At 69.2% G+C, this 17,220-nt stretch carries 29 protein-coding genes; 23 read left to right on the top strand and 6 right to left on the bottom strand.

Features of this window, described 5'->3' with window-relative positions:
- Positions 1–3 precede the first annotated feature (3 nt).
- The 18 genes from M0M48_RS05475 (at position 4) to M0M48_RS05390 (ending at position 12,162) form a co-directional block, all read left to right on the top strand.
- Positions 4–1,242 (top strand): phage major capsid protein, encoded by a 1,239-nt coding sequence (locus tag M0M48_RS05475; protein ID WP_257750368.1) that lies wholly within the window; start codon positions 4–6, stop codon positions 1,240–1,242.
- Between the two features lie 70 nt (positions 1,243–1,312).
- Entirely contained in the window at positions 1,313–1,522 is a 210-nt protein-coding gene (locus M0M48_RS05470) for a hypothetical protein (protein WP_257750367.1), read from the top strand.
- On the top strand, positions 1,522–1,722 hold the full coding sequence (locus M0M48_RS05465) for a hypothetical protein (RefSeq protein ID WP_257750366.1): 201 nt from the start codon (positions 1,522–1,524) through the stop codon (positions 1,720–1,722). Before M0M48_RS05470 ends, M0M48_RS05465 begins: the two co-directional genes overlap by 1 nt.
- Positions 1,723–1,731: 9 nt before the next feature.
- Complete coding sequence (locus M0M48_RS05460; protein ID WP_257750365.1) at positions 1,732–2,277, top strand: hypothetical protein; 546 nt, start codon at positions 1,732–1,734, stop codon at positions 2,275–2,277.
- Between the two features lie 4 nt (positions 2,278–2,281).
- The gene (locus M0M48_RS05455) at positions 2,282–2,746 is read left to right on the top strand and encodes a hypothetical protein (protein ID WP_257750364.1); all 465 of its coding nucleotides are present in this window, start codon (positions 2,282–2,284) and stop codon (positions 2,744–2,746) included.
- Positions 2,747–2,756: 10 nt separating this feature from the next.
- Positions 2,757–3,137 carry a hypothetical protein gene (locus M0M48_RS05450; protein ID WP_257750363.1) on the top strand — a complete coding sequence of 127 codons (381 nt, stop codon included), beginning with the start codon at positions 2,757–2,759 and terminating at the stop codon, positions 3,135–3,137.
- A 2-nt stretch (positions 3,138–3,139) separates the two neighbouring features.
- Positions 3,140–4,168, top strand: coding sequence for a phage tail tube protein (locus M0M48_RS05445; protein WP_257750362.1), 1,029 nt, complete (start codon positions 3,140–3,142; stop codon positions 4,166–4,168).
- A 15-nt stretch (positions 4,169–4,183) separates the two neighbouring features.
- The gene (locus M0M48_RS05440) at positions 4,184–4,645 is read left to right on the top strand and encodes a hypothetical protein (RefSeq protein WP_257750361.1); all 462 of its coding nucleotides are present in this window, start codon (positions 4,184–4,186) and stop codon (positions 4,643–4,645) included.
- On the top strand, positions 4,645–5,031 hold the full coding sequence (locus tag M0M48_RS05435; protein WP_257750360.1) for a hypothetical protein: 387 nt from the start codon (positions 4,645–4,647) through the stop codon (positions 5,029–5,031). Before M0M48_RS05440 ends, M0M48_RS05435 begins: the two co-directional genes overlap by 1 nt.
- Positions 5,032–5,263: 232 nt before the next feature.
- Complete coding sequence (locus M0M48_RS05430; RefSeq protein WP_257750359.1) at positions 5,264–5,701, top strand: HNH endonuclease signature motif containing protein; 438 nt, start codon at positions 5,264–5,266, stop codon at positions 5,699–5,701.
- Entirely contained in the window at positions 5,701–7,440 is a 1,740-nt protein-coding gene (locus M0M48_RS05425; protein ID WP_257750358.1) for a phage tail protein, read from the top strand. Before M0M48_RS05430 ends, M0M48_RS05425 begins: the two co-directional genes overlap by 1 nt.
- Positions 7,437–9,404 (top strand): hypothetical protein, encoded by a 1,968-nt coding sequence (locus tag M0M48_RS05420; RefSeq protein ID WP_257750357.1) that lies wholly within the window; start codon positions 7,437–7,439, stop codon positions 9,402–9,404. The genes M0M48_RS05425 and M0M48_RS05420 overlap by 4 nt, the downstream gene beginning before the upstream one ends.
- Before the next feature lie 15 nt (positions 9,405–9,419).
- On the top strand, positions 9,420–9,920 hold the full coding sequence (locus M0M48_RS05415) for a hypothetical protein (RefSeq protein WP_257750356.1): 501 nt from the start codon (positions 9,420–9,422) through the stop codon (positions 9,918–9,920).
- Positions 9,920–10,384, top strand: coding sequence for a hypothetical protein (locus tag M0M48_RS05410; protein WP_257750355.1), 465 nt, complete (start codon positions 9,920–9,922; stop codon positions 10,382–10,384). The genes M0M48_RS05415 and M0M48_RS05410 overlap by 1 nt, the downstream gene beginning before the upstream one ends.
- On the top strand, positions 10,381–10,914 hold the full coding sequence (locus tag M0M48_RS05405) for a M15 family metallopeptidase (RefSeq protein WP_257750354.1): 534 nt from the start codon (positions 10,381–10,383) through the stop codon (positions 10,912–10,914). Before M0M48_RS05410 ends, M0M48_RS05405 begins: the two co-directional genes overlap by 4 nt.
- On the top strand, positions 10,911–11,258 hold the full coding sequence (locus M0M48_RS05400) for a DUF6527 family protein (protein ID WP_257750353.1): 348 nt from the start codon (positions 10,911–10,913) through the stop codon (positions 11,256–11,258). The genes M0M48_RS05405 and M0M48_RS05400 overlap by 4 nt, the downstream gene beginning before the upstream one ends.
- Entirely contained in the window at positions 11,255–11,944 is a 690-nt protein-coding gene (locus M0M48_RS05395; RefSeq protein ID WP_257750352.1) for a hypothetical protein, read from the top strand. The genes M0M48_RS05400 and M0M48_RS05395 overlap by 4 nt, the downstream gene beginning before the upstream one ends.
- A 44-nt stretch (positions 11,945–11,988) precedes the next feature.
- Positions 11,989–12,162 carry a hypothetical protein gene (locus M0M48_RS05390; protein WP_257750351.1) on the top strand — a complete coding sequence of 58 codons (174 nt, stop codon included), beginning with the start codon at positions 11,989–11,991 and terminating at the stop codon, positions 12,160–12,162.
- A 94-nt stretch (positions 12,163–12,256) separates the two neighbouring features.
- On the opposite strand, the gene M0M48_RS05385 is transcribed toward M0M48_RS05390, so the two are convergent.
- The 3 genes from M0M48_RS05385 to M0M48_RS05375 are packed head-to-tail and all read right to left on the bottom strand — an operon-like array spanning position 12,257 to position 13,180.
- Positions 12,257–12,427 (bottom strand): hypothetical protein, encoded by a 171-nt coding sequence (locus tag M0M48_RS05385; RefSeq protein ID WP_257750350.1) that lies wholly within the window; start codon positions 12,425–12,427, stop codon positions 12,257–12,259.
- Positions 12,427–12,879: a hypothetical protein gene (locus M0M48_RS05380; RefSeq protein ID WP_257750349.1), complete on the bottom strand. Its 453-nt coding sequence runs from the start codon at positions 12,877–12,879 to the stop codon at positions 12,427–12,429. Before M0M48_RS05380 ends, M0M48_RS05385 begins: the two co-directional genes overlap by 1 nt.
- Positions 12,880–12,925: 46 nt before the next feature.
- A complete protein-coding gene (locus tag M0M48_RS05375; RefSeq protein ID WP_257750348.1) occupies positions 12,926–13,180 on the bottom strand; it encodes a hypothetical protein in 255 nt (84 codons plus the stop codon).
- 206 nt (positions 13,181–13,386) lie between these two features.
- Between M0M48_RS05375 and M0M48_RS05370 the strand changes: the two genes are divergently transcribed.
- The 3 genes from M0M48_RS05370 to M0M48_RS05360 all read left to right on the top strand — a co-directional run bounded on the left by M0M48_RS05370 (position 13,387) and on the right by M0M48_RS05360 (position 15,110).
- Positions 13,387–13,542 carry a hypothetical protein gene (locus M0M48_RS05370; protein WP_257750347.1) on the top strand — a complete coding sequence of 52 codons (156 nt, stop codon included), beginning with the start codon at positions 13,387–13,389 and terminating at the stop codon, positions 13,540–13,542.
- Positions 13,543–13,653: 111 nt separating this feature from the next.
- A complete protein-coding gene (locus M0M48_RS05365) occupies positions 13,654–14,745 on the top strand; it encodes a hypothetical protein (RefSeq protein WP_257750346.1) in 1,092 nt (363 codons plus the stop codon).
- A complete protein-coding gene (locus M0M48_RS05360; protein ID WP_257750345.1) occupies positions 14,742–15,110 on the top strand; it encodes a hypothetical protein in 369 nt (122 codons plus the stop codon). The genes M0M48_RS05365 and M0M48_RS05360 overlap by 4 nt, the downstream gene beginning before the upstream one ends.
- 43 nt (positions 15,111–15,153) lie before the next feature.
- Here the strand turns inward: M0M48_RS05360 and M0M48_RS05355 are convergent, their stop codons facing one another.
- Positions 15,154–15,408 (bottom strand): DUF3263 domain-containing protein, encoded by a 255-nt coding sequence (locus M0M48_RS05355; RefSeq protein ID WP_257750344.1) that lies wholly within the window; start codon positions 15,406–15,408, stop codon positions 15,154–15,156.
- The gene (locus tag M0M48_RS05350; RefSeq protein ID WP_257750343.1) at positions 15,408–15,629 is read right to left on the bottom strand and encodes a WhiB family transcriptional regulator; all 222 of its coding nucleotides are present in this window, start codon (positions 15,627–15,629) and stop codon (positions 15,408–15,410) included. The genes M0M48_RS05355 and M0M48_RS05350 overlap by 1 nt, the downstream gene beginning before the upstream one ends.
- 173 nt (positions 15,630–15,802) lie before the next feature.
- On the opposite strand from M0M48_RS05350, the gene M0M48_RS05345 reads away from it, so the two are divergent.
- The gene (locus M0M48_RS05345) at positions 15,803–16,372 is read left to right on the top strand and encodes an RNA 2'-phosphotransferase (protein ID WP_257750342.1); all 570 of its coding nucleotides are present in this window, start codon (positions 15,803–15,805) and stop codon (positions 16,370–16,372) included.
- A 14-nt stretch (positions 16,373–16,386) separates the two neighbouring features.
- The gene (gene rnhA / locus M0M48_RS05340; RefSeq protein ID WP_257750341.1) at positions 16,387–16,854 is read left to right on the top strand and encodes a ribonuclease HI; all 468 of its coding nucleotides are present in this window, start codon (positions 16,387–16,389) and stop codon (positions 16,852–16,854) included.
- Here the strand turns inward: rnhA and M0M48_RS05335 are convergent.
- On the bottom strand, positions 16,841–17,209 hold the full coding sequence (locus tag M0M48_RS05335) for an LCP family protein (RefSeq protein WP_257750340.1): 369 nt from the start codon (positions 17,207–17,209) through the stop codon (positions 16,841–16,843). The two genes, rnhA and M0M48_RS05335, sit on opposite strands and share 14 nt — an antisense overlap.
- Positions 17,210–17,220: the final 11 nt, after the last annotated feature.

Here is a 17,220-nt window from a genome sequence, read left to right as displayed (position 1 = left end):
ACCATGACCGCAACGATCCCGGAGTTCCCCGCGCTCAAGGAGGCGCGGGGCAAGCTCGTCGCCAAGCAGGACGAGCTCGGCTCGATCTTCGCCGAGGCCGGCCCCGACCTCGACCTGTCCAAGGTCAAGAGCATCCCGGGCGCGGCCGACACCAAGGCCGTCGCCGAGCACATCCGCTCGCTCAACGACGAGTGCACCGACCTCGCCAAGGACGTCGACGACCTCGCCGCCGTCCACAAGGCCGCCGAGTCTTCGGCGGGCCGCGGCACCCGGGGCGGCGGCGTCGAGCCGGGCGCCGGCCAGACCGGCATCCCCGGCGCCGAGACGACCAAGTCCCTCGGCGAGATGTTCACCGAGTCGGACGCCTTCAAGACCAAGGGCCGTTCCGCGGACCTGGACATGGAGCTCAAGACGCTCCTGTCGCGCTCGGCCGGCTGGGCCCCGGAGACCACGCGTGGCCCGCGGGTCGTGGACTTCGCGACCCCGGCCCCGCAGATCCTCGACCTCATCCCGACCACGCCGACCAGCCAGGCCGCGGTGAAGTACATGGAGGAGACGACCTACACCAACGCCGCCGCCGAGCGGGCGGAGGGCGGCCCCTACGCCGAGGCCGCGCTGGCCCTGACCGAGCGCACGTCGGTCGTCCAGTCCATCGGCGTGTGGCTCCCGGTCACCGACGAGCAGCTCGAGGACGAGCCCCGCGTCCGTGCCTACATCGACAACCGCCTGCCGTTCATGGTGCGCCAGCGCCTCGGCTCGCAGGTGCTCGTCGGCAACGGCACCGACCCGAACCTGCGCGGCATCCTCAACGTCGCCGGCATCCAGACCCAGGCCAAGGGCACCGACCCGGTCCCGGACGCCGTCTACAAGGCGATGACCAAGGTCCGCGTCACCGGCCAGGCGCTGCCGAACGCCTTCGTCGCGCACCCCAACGACTGGCAGGACGTCCGCCTGCTCCGCACCGCCGACGGCATCTACATCTGGGGCTCGCCCAGCGAGGTCGGGCCGGAGCGGATCTGGGGCCTCCAGGTCGTCCAGGAGGCCGCCCTGACCGAGAACACCGGGCTGGTCGGCGACTTCGCCAACTACTCCGAGCTCGCCGTCCGTCGTGGTGTCGAGGTCCAGGTGACCAACGCCCACGCCGACTTCTTCGTCAACGGCAAGCAGGCCATCCGCGCGAGCCTGCGCGCTGCGCTGGTGATCTACCGGCCGGCCGCCTTCGCGACCGTCACCGGCATCTGACCGACGTACCCCCCACCTGGCGGCCGGTCCACGCGATCGGCCGCCGGGCGGGCCAACCCAAGGAGGAACCATGGGAGTGATCAGCGGTGGGCAGGTGATGCCCGGAAACGGGCTCGGCGCCCCGCTCCAGAAGGCCGGCGCTCTGGCGGCCAACGACTTCGCGGGCCAGGCGGTCGTCGGCGGCCAGGCGATCGACACGACCAACGGCAAGCTCTACATCTGCACCGCCACCAACGGCACGACCACGGCGACGTGGACGGTCGTGGGGGCGCAGACCTGATGCGCGCCGAGAAGCGCCTGTGGCGCACCGCAAAGGGCGACCTCGTCGAGGACGGCCACCCCGACGCCGTCACCCTGGCCTACGGCGAGGACGACAACGTCCGCGACGGCGAGACCATCCGCACGTCCGCGCCCAGCCCCAAGGCGGGCAAGGCCACGCCGAAGAAGGCCGCGGCGCCCACGCCCAAGCCTGGCGACTAGGAGGCGACCGTGACCGTCCTGACGCTGCCCGACGCACGGGCCCACCTCAACATCACCGACGAGACGGCCCCCACCACGGCCAAGCTCACGGCGATGATCGCCTCGGCGGAGTCGGCGATCGCTGGCCGGGTGGGGCCCCTCGAAGCGCAGGCCAGGACGGTCCGGGTCGCCCCCAACTACAAGACCCTCGTCGTGCTGTCCCCTGCCGTCGAGGTGACAGCAGTGACCGACTCGGTCGGCACCACCCTCGATACCGCCGCCCTGCACCTCAACCAGCGTGCGGGGCTCATCACCCGCAGCGACGGCAGCGCGTTCACCGCGTCGTGGTACGACGTCACCTACGACTACGGCCGCTCGCCTTGTCCTCCCGACCTTGTGCTCGCGGTCAAGGAGATGGTCCGCCACCTCTGGGACACCCAGCGCGGCCCCAGCAAGCGCCCCGGGTCGAACACCAGCGACGCCACCTCGAACACCATCCCCGGCGCCGCCTATCTGTTGCCCTTCCGGGTCGCCGAGCTGATCGCGCCCCACCGGCCCGCGCTCGTGGCGGGCTGAGCCGATGCCGACCTCGATCACCTTCGCCCTCATCGACCGCCTGATCGACGTCCTCGCCGCCGGCCTGCCTGGCGTCCGCGTAGTCGACGGGGACGTCGTATCCGGCGATGCCGGGGACTACCTCGCCGTGGGCTGGGAGGACCCCGACAGCGACCGCGCTACCTCGGCCACCGCCCAGCAGGGGTGGAACGGGCTCGGCGCGAAGTCGCGCCGCGAGAGCGGATCTATCACCTGCTTGGCCCTGTCGTGGAACGGCGACCCGGCCGGCCTCAAGGCTGCGCGCGACGCGGTCCAGGCGATGACGGCCACGGTGGAGAACCTCCTGCGCGCGGAGCCGAACCTCGGCGGGATCGTCCCCGGTCTGCTGTGGACCAGCTACGGCACCCGTACCGACCTCAAGCAGTGGCTGAGCGCCGAGGGCTCGGTCGCCGTCTGCACATTCGAGATCGCCTTCGAGGCGAAGATCTAGGAGGCCCGCCGTGGCTCGCATCCGCAACATCACCCGCGACACCCTCTCGCTGTTCCGCAGCGACGCCCCGCCGATCGACGCAGGCGACGAGGTCACCGTCCGGGACGAGAACTTCGTCGACCGGGCCTGGCCGAAGTCCACCTGGGACCTCGTCGAGCCGCCCGAGCTGGACGGCTACGTCGACCAGTCGAGCGACGACGCCTGGCTCTACGCCGAGCTGGCCGAGCCCGACTTCGACACCGCGCTCGTCGAGGAGCTCGGCGGCCTGACCGTCGCCGAGCTCAAGGACCGCGCCGCGGCCGCCGGCGTCGAGACCACCGCGACCAAGAAGGTCGACCTCATCGCCGCCATCGCGGCCCACCACAGCAACCGCCACAACGAGGAGGACTGACCATGGTCACCGGAACCGGACTCGACGCCCAGCTCGGCTACAAGCCCGAGACCGCCGTCGGCACCGAGGTCACCGTCGACAAGTTCTTGGAGTTCAACTCCGAGGGCTTCGAGTTCGACCCCTCCTGGATCGAGCCCGAGGGCCTGCGCGTCGGCACGAAGTTCAAGCGCGGCTCCCGGCTGGTGCAGTCGCGCAAGCAGGTCTCCGGGTCGGTCGAGCTCAACTACGCCACCCGCCTCATGGGCGGGCTGTGGAAGCTCGCGGTCGGCTCCACGGTCACCACCCCGACCCTGATCGCCGGGTCGGCGTACAAGCAGGTCCACCAGACCGGCGACCTGCTCGGCAAGTCCGCCACGTTCCAGGTCGGCCGGCCCGAGCCCGCGACCCAGGTCGTCCGCGCGCACACCATCCGCGGCTGCAAGTGCACCTCGTGGGAGTTCTCGGTCGGCGACAACGAGGTCGCCAAGCTCAAGCTCGAGCTCGACGGCTGGGACGAGTCCACGAGTACGGCGCTCGCGGTCGCGTCGTACCCGTATGCCGAGGAGCTCAACTTCTCCCAGTGCACCGCGTTCACCCTCGGCGCCACCATCGCCGGCACGACCGAGTTCACCGCCACCGGCGGCACCCCGGTCTCGGCGATCGTGAACAAGCTGACGATCAAGGGCGACAACGCGCTGGCCACGGAGCGGTACGGCCTGGGCAACGCCGGGCTCAAGAAGGAGCAGCTCGAGAACGGCATCCCGACCATCACCGGGTCCTTCGATGCCGAGTACTCCAAGTCCGAGTTCTACGACCCGTTCAAGGCCGGCACCGCGACGTCGCTGCTGATCCGGTTCGAGGGCACGGTGCTCTCGGGCACCGACAAGAACACGCTCGAGTTCATCGCCCCCGAGATCCGGATCAAGAAGTCCACCCCGACCGTCGAGGGCCCCGACATCGTCAAGGCCACCGTCGAGTTCGAGGTGTACGCCAACGGCACACTCAACCCGTTCCAGGTCAAGGTCATCTCCGGCGACAGCACGGCGATCTGACGCACGGCCAGTCCCATGACCGACGTTCGGATCCGCGGTGCCGACGACATCGACTCCCTGGTCCGCAAGATCCGTGAGCACGCCGACGCCAAGGCGCTGCGCAAGGAGCTCTACTCCGGCCTCGCGCGGCTCTCCAAGGAGCTGCGCGGCCCGATGCTCGAGGTCATCCCGACCGCGCTCCCCAAGCGCGGTGGGCTGGCCGACCTCATCGCATCGCGGGCCACGATGAAGACCACCGCGAAGTCCGGCAAGTACGCCGGGGTGTCCCTGCGGTTCTCTGCCCGCGGCCACGACATCCGCCTCCTGACCGGGGAACGCCTGCGCCACCCCGTGTTCGGCAACCGCAACACCTGGGTCGACCAGACAGCCGGGGTCGATCCGGCCGTCTTCACGGCCAAGTTCGACGAGCAGAAGCCCGAGATCCAGCGCGCGATCGTGCGCGTCCTGGAAGAGATCGCACGAAAGGTCACCGCCTGATGTCCCAGCTCATCAAGATCGTCTACACCCCCGAGAACGGTTCCCGCCGGGAGTGGACGGTCGACCTGCAGAACCCCGGGTGGGACGTCACCTACGCCACCGAGAAGGCCACCGGCTGGCCCTGGGGGCAGTTCGTCAAGCGGATCCAGAACCAGTCCGCGATCGCGCTCCAGGCGCTGCTGTGGGTGCTGCGCAAGCGCGACGAGCCCAAGCTCCAGCTCGACTCCGTCCGCCCGAACATGGACGAGCTCGACTTCGAGGGCCAGTGCGGCCGGTGCAAGGAGTGGGTCGACGACGACAGCCACCTCTGCGCCCCCGCCGAGCCCGAGCGCGACGACGACGAGGCGACGCCGCAGGGCGAAGGTGACGCCCCGGGGGAAGCCTGACGCTCGTCCAGGAGGTCGACGCCTACGGCCCCTGGTTCGAGCACCTCCTCGGCTACAAGCCCTGGGACCTCGACCGCCTCACCACCCAGCAGGTCGCCGGCCGGCTGGCCTGGATCAAGCAGAACCTCGACCAACTCAATAGCGACCCGAGCCCCGACGGCCCCGCCAGCAGCGCGGTCGGCAGCTCGTGACCTGAGCCCCGTCGGGCTCGACACCAGGGAGGAGACGTCCCATGGCGAGCACCGACGTGATCGAACGGTTCTGGGCCAAGGTCGACAAGACCTCGCCGAGCGGCTGCTGGGAGTGGACCGCAGCGCGCCAGCCCAACGGCTACGGCCGCTTCGGCTGGGCCAAGGGCGACATCCGCATGGCTCACCGTGTCGCCTACGAGCTCACGAAGGGCCCGATCCCGGCCGGCCTAGTGATCGACCACCTGTGCCGCAACCACGGCTGCGTCCGGCCCGACCACCTCGAGCCGGTGACCCAGCGAGAGAACATCCTGCGCGGCATCCGCCGACAGCCGGACACCCACTGCAAGCGCGGCCACGAGTTCACGCCCGAGAACACCTACATGCGGCCGAACGGGCGACAGGCCTGCCGGCCCTGCCATCGGGCCTACGACCGCGACCGGAAGCGCGCCCTGCGAGCCCAGCGGAAGGCGGCTGCCTGATGGCCAGCACCGACGTCATCTTTGACGTAATCGGTCGCGATCACGCCTCGTCGACGTTCGACAAGGTTGGCGACTCGGCGAACCGCTCCGGCGGCAAGATGGCCAAGTTCGGCAAGGTCGCCAAGCTCGCCGCCCTCGGCGTCGCTGGCGGTGTCGCTGCGGCCGGCGTGGCGCTGTTCAAGCTCGGCCAGGGCGCCGCCGAGGACGCCGCCGGCCAGGCCCGCCTCGCCAAGGCCCTGAAGAACAGCGCCGGTGCCACCAAGGCACAGACCGCGTCGGTCGAGGACTGGATCTCCAAGCAGGGTGTCGCTCTCGGTGTCGCTGACGACGAGTTGCGCCCCGCGCTGGAGAAGCTCGCCGTCGCGACCGGCGACGTCGGCAAGGCCCAGAAGCTCGCCTCCCTCGGCATGGACGTCGCCGCCGGCACCGGCATGTCACTCCAGGCCGTCTCCAAGGCCCTGGCCAAGGCACAGAACGGCCAGGTCGCCGGCCTGTCCAAGCTCGGCATCTCCACCAAGGACGCCGAGGGCAAGACGATCTCGTTCGCCGAGGCCCAGAAGCGCCTCGCCAAGGCCCACGGTGGCCAAGCCGCCACGAGCGCGAACACCCTCCAGGGCAAGATCGGCCGGCTCAAGCTGATCCTGTCCGAGACCGGCGAGACCATCGGCTCCAAGCTGCTGCCCGTCGCGACCCAGCTTGCCGACTGGTTCCTCAAGGACGGCCTGCCCAAGGTCGAGGCGTTCGGGAACTACCTCGGCCAGGTGCTCCCGCCGATCTTCGACAGGGTCAAGACCGTCGTGTCCGCGGTGCTCGGATCGATGAAGGGCGACGTCGGCGGCAACCTGTCCGGGATCAAGCAGATCTTCTCCGACACGGTCTCGATCATCCGGTCGCTGTGGAACGCGTTCGGCCCGACGCTGCTGGCCAGTCTCAAGACCACCTTCGAGAACATCAAGACGATGCTCTCCGGGGCGTTCACCATCATCCGCGGCATCTTCAAGACGGTCTCGTCGCTGCTCAAGGGCGACTGGAAGGGCGTGTGGGAGGGCATCAAGCTCATCCTGCGCGGCGCCGTCACTCTGCTGGTGGGGATCGTGCGCGAGCTGTGGAACAAGATCCGGCTCGCGTTCTCCTCTGCGGGCATCGCGATCAAGGCGATCTTCTCCGGCATGTGGAACGGCATCCGCTCGGCCGCGTCGGCCGGCCTGAACTGGCTCGTCGAGCGGGTCCGCAGCATCCCCGGAAGCATCAAGGCCCTCGGCAGCAAGTTCCTCGACGCCGGCAAGACCCTCATCGGCAAGCTCTGGGACGGCATCAAGAACGCCGCCGGCAACGCCGGCGGGTTCGTGGCCGACCTCGTCGGCAAGATCAAGAGCGGCATCAACAACACCCTCAACCTGCCGCTCAAGGTGTCCCTCCCGAAGGTGCTCGGCGGCAAGTCGATCACCGTGATTCCAGCCTTCGCCCGCGGAACCAACTTCGCCCCCGGCGGCATGGCTCTGGTCGGCGAGGAAGGCCCCGAGGTCGTCGACCTGCCCCGCGGATCCAAGGTCACCCCGCACCGCGCGTCCATGGCTCGCCTCGGCGGTGGCGGCGGGACCGTCGAGGTGCACCTGCACATGGGCAATGGGTTCGTGGGGGACGAGCGTCAGCTCGCCGCGGCGCTCGAGCAGATGTTCCTGCGCTACGTGCGCTCGACCGGCCGGCCCCTCCAGTTCGCTGCGACGGCGGCCTCGTGACCTACGACATCAAGGTCGAGATCGCGTTCAACGCCGGCTACCGCACGCCCGCGGTCGACCGGGTGTGGACCGACGTCACGGCCTGGGTTGACGTCGATAGTGCGCTCGGCGTCACCTACGGCCGCGCTGATGAGCTCTCGGCGGCCGACGCGAACCGGCTGACCAACATCACCCTCGACAACCGGGATGGGCGGTTCACCTTCGGCAAGACCTCGTCGCCGTACTACCCCAACGTCAAGGTTGGTCGCCCGATCCGGATCACCGCCACCGCGGGCGCAACCACCTCTGTCCGGTTCACCGGCTACGTCGACGAGTGGCCCCAGGAATGGCCAGGATCGTCGACCTCCTACGCGACGGCGAAGATCTCCAGCTCGTCCCGGATCAGTCGGCTCGGGCTCACCTCCGCGCCCACGAACTTCCTCGACGCGGAGATCCTCGCCCAGGCGCCGACCTACTACTGGCCACTCACAGATGCCGCGACGGAGTCCGCCGGCATCGAGGCCGCCGGTTCCGGTCCCTCGTTGGCGCGGGCGTCCGAGGGCTTCACGCTAGGAGCCGGCGGCCTCCGCGAGTCGGAATCCGCTGAGTTCAGGGTCGACGGGCGCACCTGCTCGCAGGTGATTCGGTACAACGACAACGCCGAGTCGCAACTGACCACGCGCGCCAGGGCTGTCCTTCCGACTCCCATCACCTTCGGGCCAGGCGTCCCGGGCGCCTTCTCCATTGGAGTGTTCGTCCGCGCGACGGCGACCAGTATCAACGGCTTCGGCCAATGGCTCAATCTGATGCGACTCGGTGACGACCTCGCCCTCGACAACTCCCCGCACTTCCAGTTCGGCGCCTCCTATGCGGCAACGACGTACAGCAACGACGGCACCGGCGCCGGATGGAACGCCACGGCCAGCATGCCGGTAACGATCATGGGACCGACGGCGGACCTGAACGCCCACCACTGGGGGGCCACCGTTGTGTGCGACGGCACCATCGTGACGGTCAAGAGCTACTTCGACGGGCAGCTCGTGGCGTCAACGCCAAGCGTTCAGCCGATCGAGGCCTACGCCCTGGATCTGCTGAGGCTCACCGCCGACATGTCGGGGCCCAACCTGCTGATCGGCCGCGTCGCACTCTGGGACCGAGACATCGGGGCCGCGGGGTTCGCGGCGATCGGCGGCGTGATCTCGGGCTACTCCGGTGAGACCGTCGACCAGCGGATGGCCCGGGTCGCAACCACTTGGGCAGGCATCCCGTCGGCGGAGGTGCTGCTGCCCGGCAGTTCCCGAGCGCTGGGTGGCACCGACGCGTCCGACGGGCTTCCGCGCCCGCTCGACCTCCTCCGGACCGTCGAGCGCGACGAAGCCGGAGTCCTCAGCGACGATCGTCTCGGCCGGCTCCGCCTCCTGCCCAGAGGCGCGCGTTACGGAGTGGCGCCCGCGCTCACCGTGGACGCAGCTCTCCACCGCGTTGGCGGCGACTGGGCGCCCAAGGCTGACCGACAGGGACTCGCCAATATCGGTACAGCCAAGAACACCCAGACCGGTGTCGAGGTCACATACATCGACGAGGACTCGCGTGACGAGTACGGCGACGCGGCATTCAGCATCGACACCTCCGTCCTCGATCCCGACGAGCCCCTGATGCTCGCTGCAGGGGTGGTCAACGCCAACCGCGAGCCACGGCCGCGTGCGCCGTCGGTCACGCTCGACGTCAACGACTGGCTCGGCTCCCCTGCAGAACTCGCGGCACTTCTTGCCCTCGATATTGGGTCCCGTGTGCGCATCACCAACGCCCCAAGCCAAGCGGCGACCACCAGCGTCGACTACTACGTCGAGGGGTACTCCGAGAGCCTCGAACCGTTCAGGTGGACGATCACGCTGAACCTCTCGCCGTCCTGGCCCGTCGACTCCGTCCTGATCCTCGACGACCCAGCGCTGGGCGTCCTCGACCAACGCGTCCTCGCACTCTAGATCGGAGTCCCGACCGTGCCCTGGAACAACCCCAAAACGTGGCTCCCGAACGCTGTGCTCACCGCAGCCGAGCTCAACCAGTACGTCCGCGACAACTTCAGGGCCATCGGAGACGCCTGGACCAGTTACACCCCCACCTGGACTTCGTCCAGCACGCAGCCGGCCCTCGGCAACGGCACCGCAACTGGCCGCTATCTCCAAGCAGGCAAGCTGATCGTGTATCGATCCGCTGTCGCCATGGGAACCACCACTACCTTCGGAGCCGGTCAGTACTACCTCTCGTTGCCAGTTGCCGCGCATGTGACAGGAACGCAGCTCGTGCACGGCGAAGCGGTGATCGGCAGCAGTGTCTACGTGATCCGAGGCCGGATTCTGACTGCCGACACCACCAAGGCCTTCCTCTACTGCTCGCCCACCACGGCGGGTGCAGCCGATCGGGCCGTGTCGCCGACCACTCCCGGCTCCTTCGCCAACGGAAGTCAGATCATCGTGACCGGCATCTACGAGGCCGCCTGATGCTCGATCGCACCAACGACATCATCGGCCTCGTCCTCGGGGTGATCGCGGTGCTCGGCGCCCTGCTCGGCTACCTGCGCTGGGTCCGCCCCCGGATCCGCCGCGGGATTGGCGTCTGGGTCCAGATCCGCGACAGCCTCATCGGCCGCGAAGAGCAGCGCGACTCCATCACCGGACGCAAGACCGCCGACGCCCTGCCCGGGATCGGCGTGCGGATGGACAACGTCGAGCGCGGCCAGCAGGAGCAGAGCAGGGCGCTCAACCACATCGCGACCCTCATCGAGAGCCAGCAGCAGCAGGACCAGCGCCTCGACACCGTCGAGCGACGCGTGGACGCGCTCGAGCAGGCCGCGATCGAACGCGTTGCTGGCAAGGCCGAGTCGGTCGCCGCCTTCCGCGCGATCGAGGCCGTCGCCCGGCAGACCGACCCCACCGCCCCCGAGATCGAGGAGCACCCGTCATGACCACCTCCCAGAACGGCTACCCCGCCCTCGCCGGCCGCGTCACTGGCCCGCTGCCGCGGCTGCGCGTGTGGCGTATCCCCGGCGCCAACCGGACCCTGACCCTGCGCGACGGCTCGACCGGCTTCCTGCTGGTCCACCTCGCCATGTGGTTCGACAAGAAGGTCGAGGACATCGACGCCGGGATCTGGGACGAGTGGGGCTACGCCTACCGGCCGGTCCGCGGCTGGGTCGCGCTGTCCAACCACGCCTCCGGCACCGCGATGGACCTCAACGCCACCCAGCACGTGCTCGGCGCCGAGGACACCTTCACCCCCGCCCAGGAGCGCCTCATCCGCGACCGGGTCAAGAGCTTCTACGGCGGCTGCATCCGCTGGGGTGGCGACTACCACCGCCGCAAGGACGAGATGCACTTCGAGATCGACCGCGGCATCGGCGCCTGCGAGCGCAAGGCCCGCGCGCTGCTCGACACCCCCCGCGGCCGGCGCATCCTCGCCGCCAACCCCGGCGCCCGGAAGGTCATCCTGTCGTGAGTACCCCGCGCTGCTCCGAAGCCGAGGGCGGCCGCGTCCTGTTCTGGTGCCCCGGCTGCGAAGAGGGTCACGCGATCACCGTCGGGACCTGGACCTGGAACGGGACCATCAACATGCCGACGTTCTCGCCGTCCGTGCTGGTGCGCGGCAACCAGTGGCCGCGCGACGAGTTCCCCTCGTACTACCGACCCCAGCACGCCAGCGTCGCGCCCGGCGCGGACACCGTGTGCCACTCGTTCGTGACCGACCGCCGGATCCAGTTCCTGGCCGACTGCACGCACACTCTCGCCGGACAGACCGTCGACCTACCGGCGTGGCCGCCTGCCTCCCAGGAGCGGCCGTGAGCCGCGACCGCCGCGCCTGGCTCCGCGCACGCTTCCTCCGCGGCCTCTCCCGGCCCCGGCCGCTGCGCCGCGGCCAGGTCAACGGGCAGGGTGCGACCGCCTCGGCCGGGAAGACTGAGCGGATCGTCCTCGCCGCCGTCGAGCACGCCGACGTCGTGACCATGTGCGAGGTCGCCAACGTCGATGTCGCCGACCTCCTCGGCCCCGGCTGGGACGTCGCCCAGGACACCTCGACCTGGGCCAAGGCCGGATGCGCCGTCGCGATCCGCCGCTCCCGCGGCTACATCAAGCGCTGGCACCTCCGCCTCGGCGTCACCGCCTGGCTCCGCGGCCGCCGCGCCCGGCAGATGAACGACCGGTACGTCGTGGTCGCGGTCCTCAAGATCGACCCCGGCACCCGCTTCCGGTGGCGGCACAAGGTCGCCGCTGCCCATGGCCCGCCGAAGCGGAACTGGTCGCCGTGGTGGACGGTGTGGATGCGCCTCGTGCGCACCCTCGCCGTCTACGACATCGGCGCCGACTGGAACCGCCGCCGGCCCGCCATCGCCGACGCGATGCCCCGACGCCGGATCCACATGCACGGCATCGACGGCTTCGCGCTCCGCGACTGGCTACCCGCCGCCGGCCTCACCTACAGCGACGTCGGCAGCGACCACCCCGCCACCTACCTCACCCTCTGGCCCTGACCTCCAAGGTTCCTCCCAGCAACCCCCAGGATTGGAGCAACACCATGAACCTCAAGCCCTACGCCAAGGCCGTCGTCGCTGGCGTCGTCACCCTCGGCGCCGGCCTCGGCACCGCGCTGACTGACGGCCACGTCTCGGCCGTCGAGTGGTGCACCATCATCCCCGCCACCGTCGTCGCCGTCGGCGCCGTCTTCGGGATCCGCAACACGCCCGCCTGACCTCGCTACCGCAGGCCGACCGCCGCCCGCCTCCCACCCCCGGGAGGCGGGCGGCCTTCGGCGTTCCTCGATCCACGACGTCGGCCGGGCCGGCTCACCACAGCTTCTTGCGGAAGCTCAGCCCTTTCGCGATCCGGACCGACGAGTTGCCGCGGGACGACACCGAGGCGCGCCCGGCCCGCTTCGACACGCTCGCGCCTGTCTTCGACAGGTTCAGCGATGTGCTCTTGTTCAACCGCACGCGCTTGCGCCACACGAAGCCCATCAGCTCGGGACCTGCGGATCGGGGTGACCGAAGATCACGCGCCCGCCAGTGCGCTTAGCGGCGTAGCGGCACCAGCGCGACGTGTACGGAGCGTCGTCGACTCCAGGCTTTCCGTAGGACAGGATGATGATCGACCCCTTCCGGGTGACACAGCCTGGAGGGCCTTCGTACCCCGACGTCCAGTCGCGCCAGAAGGCCACCGCGGCAACGATGTCGGGGTACTCCAGCACGTGGAACTCCTGGCGGACCCCGGGGCGAACCTTCGCCACGCACAGGATGCCGTCGCTCGCGGAGGGCCCAGCGCCGATCTGCATCGGCTGGACCCGCTTGCACTTCAGCTTCTTCGCGACCTGCTTGGTCGGTCGCGGCGACTCTGCGTTGGCCGCGGGCAGCGCGGCGCCAATCAGGACGCCGGCGAGAAGGACGGCGATGAGCACCCGGAGCGATCGCATGTCTAGCAGGCTAACCCGCGTTGCCTGACCCTGTCTCCACATCCCGCTAGCCCTCCTCCTGGCCGGCGGCCCTCCGCGGCGGGTCGTAGGCCGTCCCGAGGTTTGGCACTCCGTCGCTCGCCGGACGCAGCCGCTCCGCGGGCACCCAGTCGGTCTGGAGCTGGCCGCCCGCGATCGCCTGGTTGTCCCAGGTCACGAACGCCTCCCACTCGCGGTGCTGGTTGCTGCGCCAGGCGAGGATGAGGCCCGGGAAGTGGCGCGGGCCGAACTCCTCCTTGACCCACACGTGCCGCTGTCCCATGAGCGCAGGATAGAACACGTGTTCGAACGCAACTCCGCCCCGGCGACTCTGAGCCCGAAGCTCTGGGTCCATTCCGGGGCGGAGGACTCGCCGTGCTTGCACGACTCGCGGTGGCCGCCGGAGCGAGGAATCTTGCTAAGGGAATCGCTCTAAGCTCCGGACGGCGGCCGCTGGGCCAATTCTATACACACCAGTAGCCTGCGCGGGTGCTGATCCACGCCGCCCGCCGCCCCAAGGACGACACCACCGCCGAAGCCGTCCACTGGACCGTCGAGACCGACGACTACGCCGCCGGCATGGAACAGGTCAGGGCCGCCGTGCCCGAGGGGCACGTGCTGCTCGGGGTGCGGGTCGAGCGCTGATCTGACGGCGGCGAGAACAGCGCTTCCTCAGCGTAGAATTTGATCGAGGGTCGATTCCGAATCGACGAAAGTGCTGCCGCCATGGAGACCACGACTGCTACCGTCCCCCGCATGCCCGAGGAGGAGTTCGCGTACTTTCGCTTCACGGGCGAGCGCTTCAAGAACCGCGAAGAGGGAATGCCGCTCGAGGCTCTCGCCGAGCTGGTCACGTATCGAGACCTAGTCAGCGAGATTGCGCGAGCCCTCTGGAAGAGATCCCACCCCGAGCGAGTGCGCGCGCCTCGGAACTGGGCCGGTCTCCTCGACCTTCGGCTCACCGAAATCGGCGACGGAAGCGTGAGGCCGATTGTCAAGCGTCGCAACGACCAGACCCTCCCAGTAGGTGACACGTTCGATGACGCTCGTGACTATCTGAGCCAGACAGTCAGCGACGTCGCACGGGGCAACGGGCTCAGGTCCGACTTTCCGCCCGCATGCGTACCCCGCTTGAGCCGTCTCGGCCAAGCCCTAAAGCCGGGCGACCGAGTGTTCTTCGGGCATCCAACCCAGGCCGACCGGCGAGCAGAACTCAACGACTCCATCGCACGGACGCTCAGCGAAATTGCTGAGCAACTCACCGACGAACGCCCCGATACGACACTTCAGGGGCACATCGTTGAGATGGACACGGACGCCGCAACCTTCCAGCTCCGCACATCCGACGATCGCCGCGTCGGCGGTCGCTACGCCGCCGCCGACGCGGAGGCAGTACACCAGTGGCTAGATGTCGACGGAGGCGGCGGCGAGACCGTTGAGGTCACTGGGATTGCTCTCGTCAACACCGACGGCGCGGTGTTGCGGTTCTCCCCCGACGAGCCCGTAGCAATTCGCCAAGTTCCCGTAGAGGGCATGCTCGCGGTCTTCCGCGCCCTTGCGGACGTTCCCGAGTCGGCGCCGGTGGAGTCGCTAAAGATCCTCAACCGGCGCTCGCGACTCATCGGAAACCACTACCCCAAGTTCGGCATCGCTGAGCACTCGGAAGGAATCCTGAGGGTCGAGTGGTCCGACAACGCTCGCGAGTGCTCCGCGGAGATCGAACCGGATGGCTCGCTGTATCTGCATGCATACGACCGTGACACCGAGCAAGACGAAGAGTACGAGGGGATGACCGATCAGCCGGGCCTGGAGGCGCTTGATCGATTCCTGGAGGGTGGCTCGCTGTGACAGTGCTCGTGGATAACGATGAGGCGTTGCACCGGCAAGTCCATTGCTGCAAAGAAGATGGCACGCCAATGAGTCTCAACTTCCGCCCCAGCCCGAAGGACAACGGATACCTTTCGACTCGCCAAGGCTCTGTCGTCACCGCAGAGGAAGCCTACGAGGATCACAAGGCCGACGGATGGAAGACGCTCGGCACCTGGACCTTCCTCGTCAACGAGACTGAACTTCTAGTTATCGACGACCAGCATGAACCAGGCCAGCCCAGGGGGCACGCCTCCGTCGACTTCCACGGCTTCACGACAAAGGCGCAGGCAGAGCGTGAGAGCAAACGACTCGCTCTCTGCGCCAGAAACACTCACGCACCGTAGGGGCCACGCCGCCTCACGTCACCCGTCGTACTCCCGCCGCCGCTCAGTCAACGAACCCCAGTCGTCTCGCCGACCTCTGCCGCTGACGGTCCGACCGCAGACGTTGCAGCCGCTTCACCACCAACGGGTCGAACGCGAGCGCCTCCGGACGGTCGAGCAGGGCATGGAGCCGCTGGTAGTAGCGCGTCATCGACACCCCGAACACCTCATGCACCATCGACTCCTTCGCGCCGGCGTGCTTCCACCACTGGCGCTCAAACACCAGAATCGCGGTCTCGTCGGGGGTGAGCTCGGGCATCAGTTGATCCTCCGTCGATCGAGACCGCCCCAGACGCCGAAGCGCTCCTCGTTGGCCGTCGCATGGTCATGGCACTCACGGAGCACCGGGCAGCGCAGGCACACAAGCAAGGCGCCGGCCACATCCTCGAGGAACTCACTCGGGTCCACCTGGGTCGCGCAGGCGGCGTGCTGCTCCCAACTGGTCAGCCAGTCCTCATCTCGGAAGAAGCTCTCGTGCATGCCAGGCACGCTAGGGCGAGGGTCCGACAGAACCTCCGGGCGACGTGTTGACCTGTCAACATTGACCCCTCGGCGGGTGGTCGTCAGTACCCCATGAGTTTCCGTCGGTTCACGCTCAGAACACCATCTTTCGCACGCGCGTTCCCTCGTTCGAATCCTGCCGGAGGCGCCGCATGAACTCCCACGACACATCCCTGTCGAAACGCCTCTCCCTGGTCCTGCGCCATCGGCCGGACTCGATCGGCCTCGTCCTCGACGCCCACGGCTGGGTCCCGCTCGACGACCTCCTCGCCGCACTCGCCGCAGGCCCTGCCCGCGGCTCCGGTGGCGCCGTGAGCCGCGACGACGTCCTCCGCGTGGTCGCGGCCAGCGACAAGCAGCGTTTCGAGCACGATCCCGCCACCGACCTGATCCGGGCTCGCCAGGGGCACTCGGTCCCGGTCGACCTCGACCTCGCACCGGCCACGCCGCCCGCGGTCCTCTTCCACGGGACGCCCCGGCGCAACCTCGACTCGATCCTCGCCACCGGCCTCGACCGGCGCCGGCGCCACCACGTCCACCTCTCCCCCGACCGCACCACGGCCGAGCGCGTCGGCGCCCGGCGCGGCGCGTACGTCGTGCTGCGGGTGGACGCGGCGGCCATGGCGGCGGCCGGGCACACCTTCTGGCGCACCGGCAACGGCGTGTGGCTGGCGGACGCCGTACCGGCGGGGTTCCTGGCGCTCGACGACGCGCCCGCCTGACCTACGCTGTGCGGATGCCCGCAGCCAGCTCCCGCGTCACCATCCACACCGACGGCGCCTGCCTCGGCAACCCGGGTCCGGGCGGCTGGGGCGCCGTGCTGCGCTACGGCGACCACACCCTCGAGCTGTACGGCGGCGAGGCGGCCACGACGAACAACCGGATGGAGCTCATGGCGGCCATCCGCGCGCTCGAGACGCTCACCCGGCGCTCCGAGGTCGACCTGCACACCGACAGCAGCTACGTGCGCAACGGGATCATGTCCTGGGTGGCGAAGTGGAAGGCCAACGGGTGGCGGACGTCGGCCAAGGCGCCGGTCAAGAACGACGACCTGTGGCGCCGGCTCGACGTGGCGGCGGCCGAGCACGACGTGGCCTGGCACTGGGTCAAGGGGCATGCGGGCGACCCGGGCAACGAGCAGGCGGACGGGTTGGCGGGCAAGGGGGCCCGGGAGGCGCGGGACGGGACGCTCAGCAGCGCTTGATGGTGGCGTCCTTGCGGGCGTCGTCGCCGTAGCGGCGGGCGGTGCCGACGGAGGGCAGCACGACGCTGGCGCCGTTGATGTTGCCGATGCTGCCGGGCAGCACGCAGGTGGTCACCTTGCGGTGGTCGACCTGGGCGATGGCCTGGGCGATCCGGAACAGCTCCTTGGGCGAGACACCCTGGGTCTTGAGGTGCTGCAGGACGCTGAGGACGCCGGACTCGATCCAGCCGGGGCGGTCGGCGTTGGCGGCGATCTTGCGCTGGATGCCGCGGATGACGCGCTGCTGGTTGGCCGAGCGGTCGAAGTCGCCCTGCGGCAGGGACTTGCGGACCCGGGCGAACTCGACGGCGCGCATGCCGTCGATCT

This window comes from Pimelobacter simplex (assembly GCF_024662235.1).
Classification (GTDB): Bacteria; Actinomycetota; Actinomycetes; order Propionibacteriales; family Nocardioidaceae; genus Nocardioides.
The sequence above is the reverse complement of the archived record's forward strand: the minus strand, read 5'-3'. Positions and strand labels throughout refer to the sequence as shown.

Bases quoted from the DNA above. Each gene is read 5' to 3' on its own strand.
- M0M48_RS05475 (WP_257750368.1), top strand. From the start codon at position 4: ATGACCGCAACGATCCCGGAGTTCCCCGCGCTCAAGGAGGCGCGGGGC.
- M0M48_RS05470 (WP_257750367.1), top strand. From the start codon at position 1,313: ATGGGAGTGATCAGCGGTGGGCAGGTGATGCCCGGAAACGGGCTCGGC.
- M0M48_RS05465 (WP_257750366.1), top strand. From the start codon at position 1,522: ATGCGCGCCGAGAAGCGCCTGTGGCGCACCGCAAAGGGCGACCTCGTC.
- M0M48_RS05455 (WP_257750364.1), top strand. From the start codon at position 2,282: ATGCCGACCTCGATCACCTTCGCCCTCATCGACCGCCTGATCGACGTC.
- M0M48_RS05445 (WP_257750362.1), top strand. From the start codon at position 3,140: ATGGTCACCGGAACCGGACTCGACGCCCAGCTCGGCTACAAGCCCGAG.
- M0M48_RS05440 (WP_257750361.1), top strand. From the start codon at position 4,184: ATGACCGACGTTCGGATCCGCGGTGCCGACGACATCGACTCCCTGGTC.
- M0M48_RS05435 (WP_257750360.1), top strand. From the start codon at position 4,645: ATGTCCCAGCTCATCAAGATCGTCTACACCCCCGAGAACGGTTCCCGC.
- M0M48_RS05430 (WP_257750359.1), top strand. From the start codon at position 5,264: ATGGCGAGCACCGACGTGATCGAACGGTTCTGGGCCAAGGTCGACAAG.
- M0M48_RS05425 (WP_257750358.1), top strand. From the start codon at position 5,701: ATGGCCAGCACCGACGTCATCTTTGACGTAATCGGTCGCGATCACGCC.
- M0M48_RS05410 (WP_257750355.1), top strand. From the start codon at position 9,920: ATGCTCGATCGCACCAACGACATCATCGGCCTCGTCCTCGGGGTGATC.
- M0M48_RS05405 (WP_257750354.1), top strand. From the start codon at position 10,381: ATGACCACCTCCCAGAACGGCTACCCCGCCCTCGCCGGCCGCGTCACT.
- M0M48_RS05390 (WP_257750351.1), top strand. From the start codon at position 11,989: ATGAACCTCAAGCCCTACGCCAAGGCCGTCGTCGCTGGCGTCGTCACC.
- M0M48_RS05385 (WP_257750350.1), bottom strand. From the start codon at position 12,427: ATGGGCTTCGTGTGGCGCAAGCGCGTGCGGTTGAACAAGAGCACATCG.
- M0M48_RS05380 (WP_257750349.1), bottom strand. From the start codon at position 12,879: ATGCGATCGCTCCGGGTGCTCATCGCCGTCCTTCTCGCCGGCGTCCTG.
- M0M48_RS05375 (WP_257750348.1), bottom strand. From the start codon at position 13,180: ATGGGACAGCGGCACGTGTGGGTCAAGGAGGAGTTCGGCCCGCGCCAC.
- M0M48_RS05365 (WP_257750346.1), top strand. From the start codon at position 13,654: ATGCCCGAGGAGGAGTTCGCGTACTTTCGCTTCACGGGCGAGCGCTTC.
- M0M48_RS05355 (WP_257750344.1), bottom strand. From the start codon at position 15,408: ATGCCCGAGCTCACCCCCGACGAGACCGCGATTCTGGTGTTTGAGCGC.
- M0M48_RS05350 (WP_257750343.1), bottom strand. From the start codon at position 15,629: ATGCACGAGAGCTTCTTCCGAGATGAGGACTGGCTGACCAGTTGGGAG.
- M0M48_RS05345 (WP_257750342.1), top strand. From the start codon at position 15,803: ATGAACTCCCACGACACATCCCTGTCGAAACGCCTCTCCCTGGTCCTG.
- rnhA (WP_257750341.1), top strand. From the start codon at position 16,387: ATGCCCGCAGCCAGCTCCCGCGTCACCATCCACACCGACGGCGCCTGC.
- M0M48_RS05335 (WP_257750340.1), bottom strand. From the start codon at position 17,209: ATGCGCGCCGTCGAGTTCGCCCGGGTCCGCAAGTCCCTGCCGCAGGGC.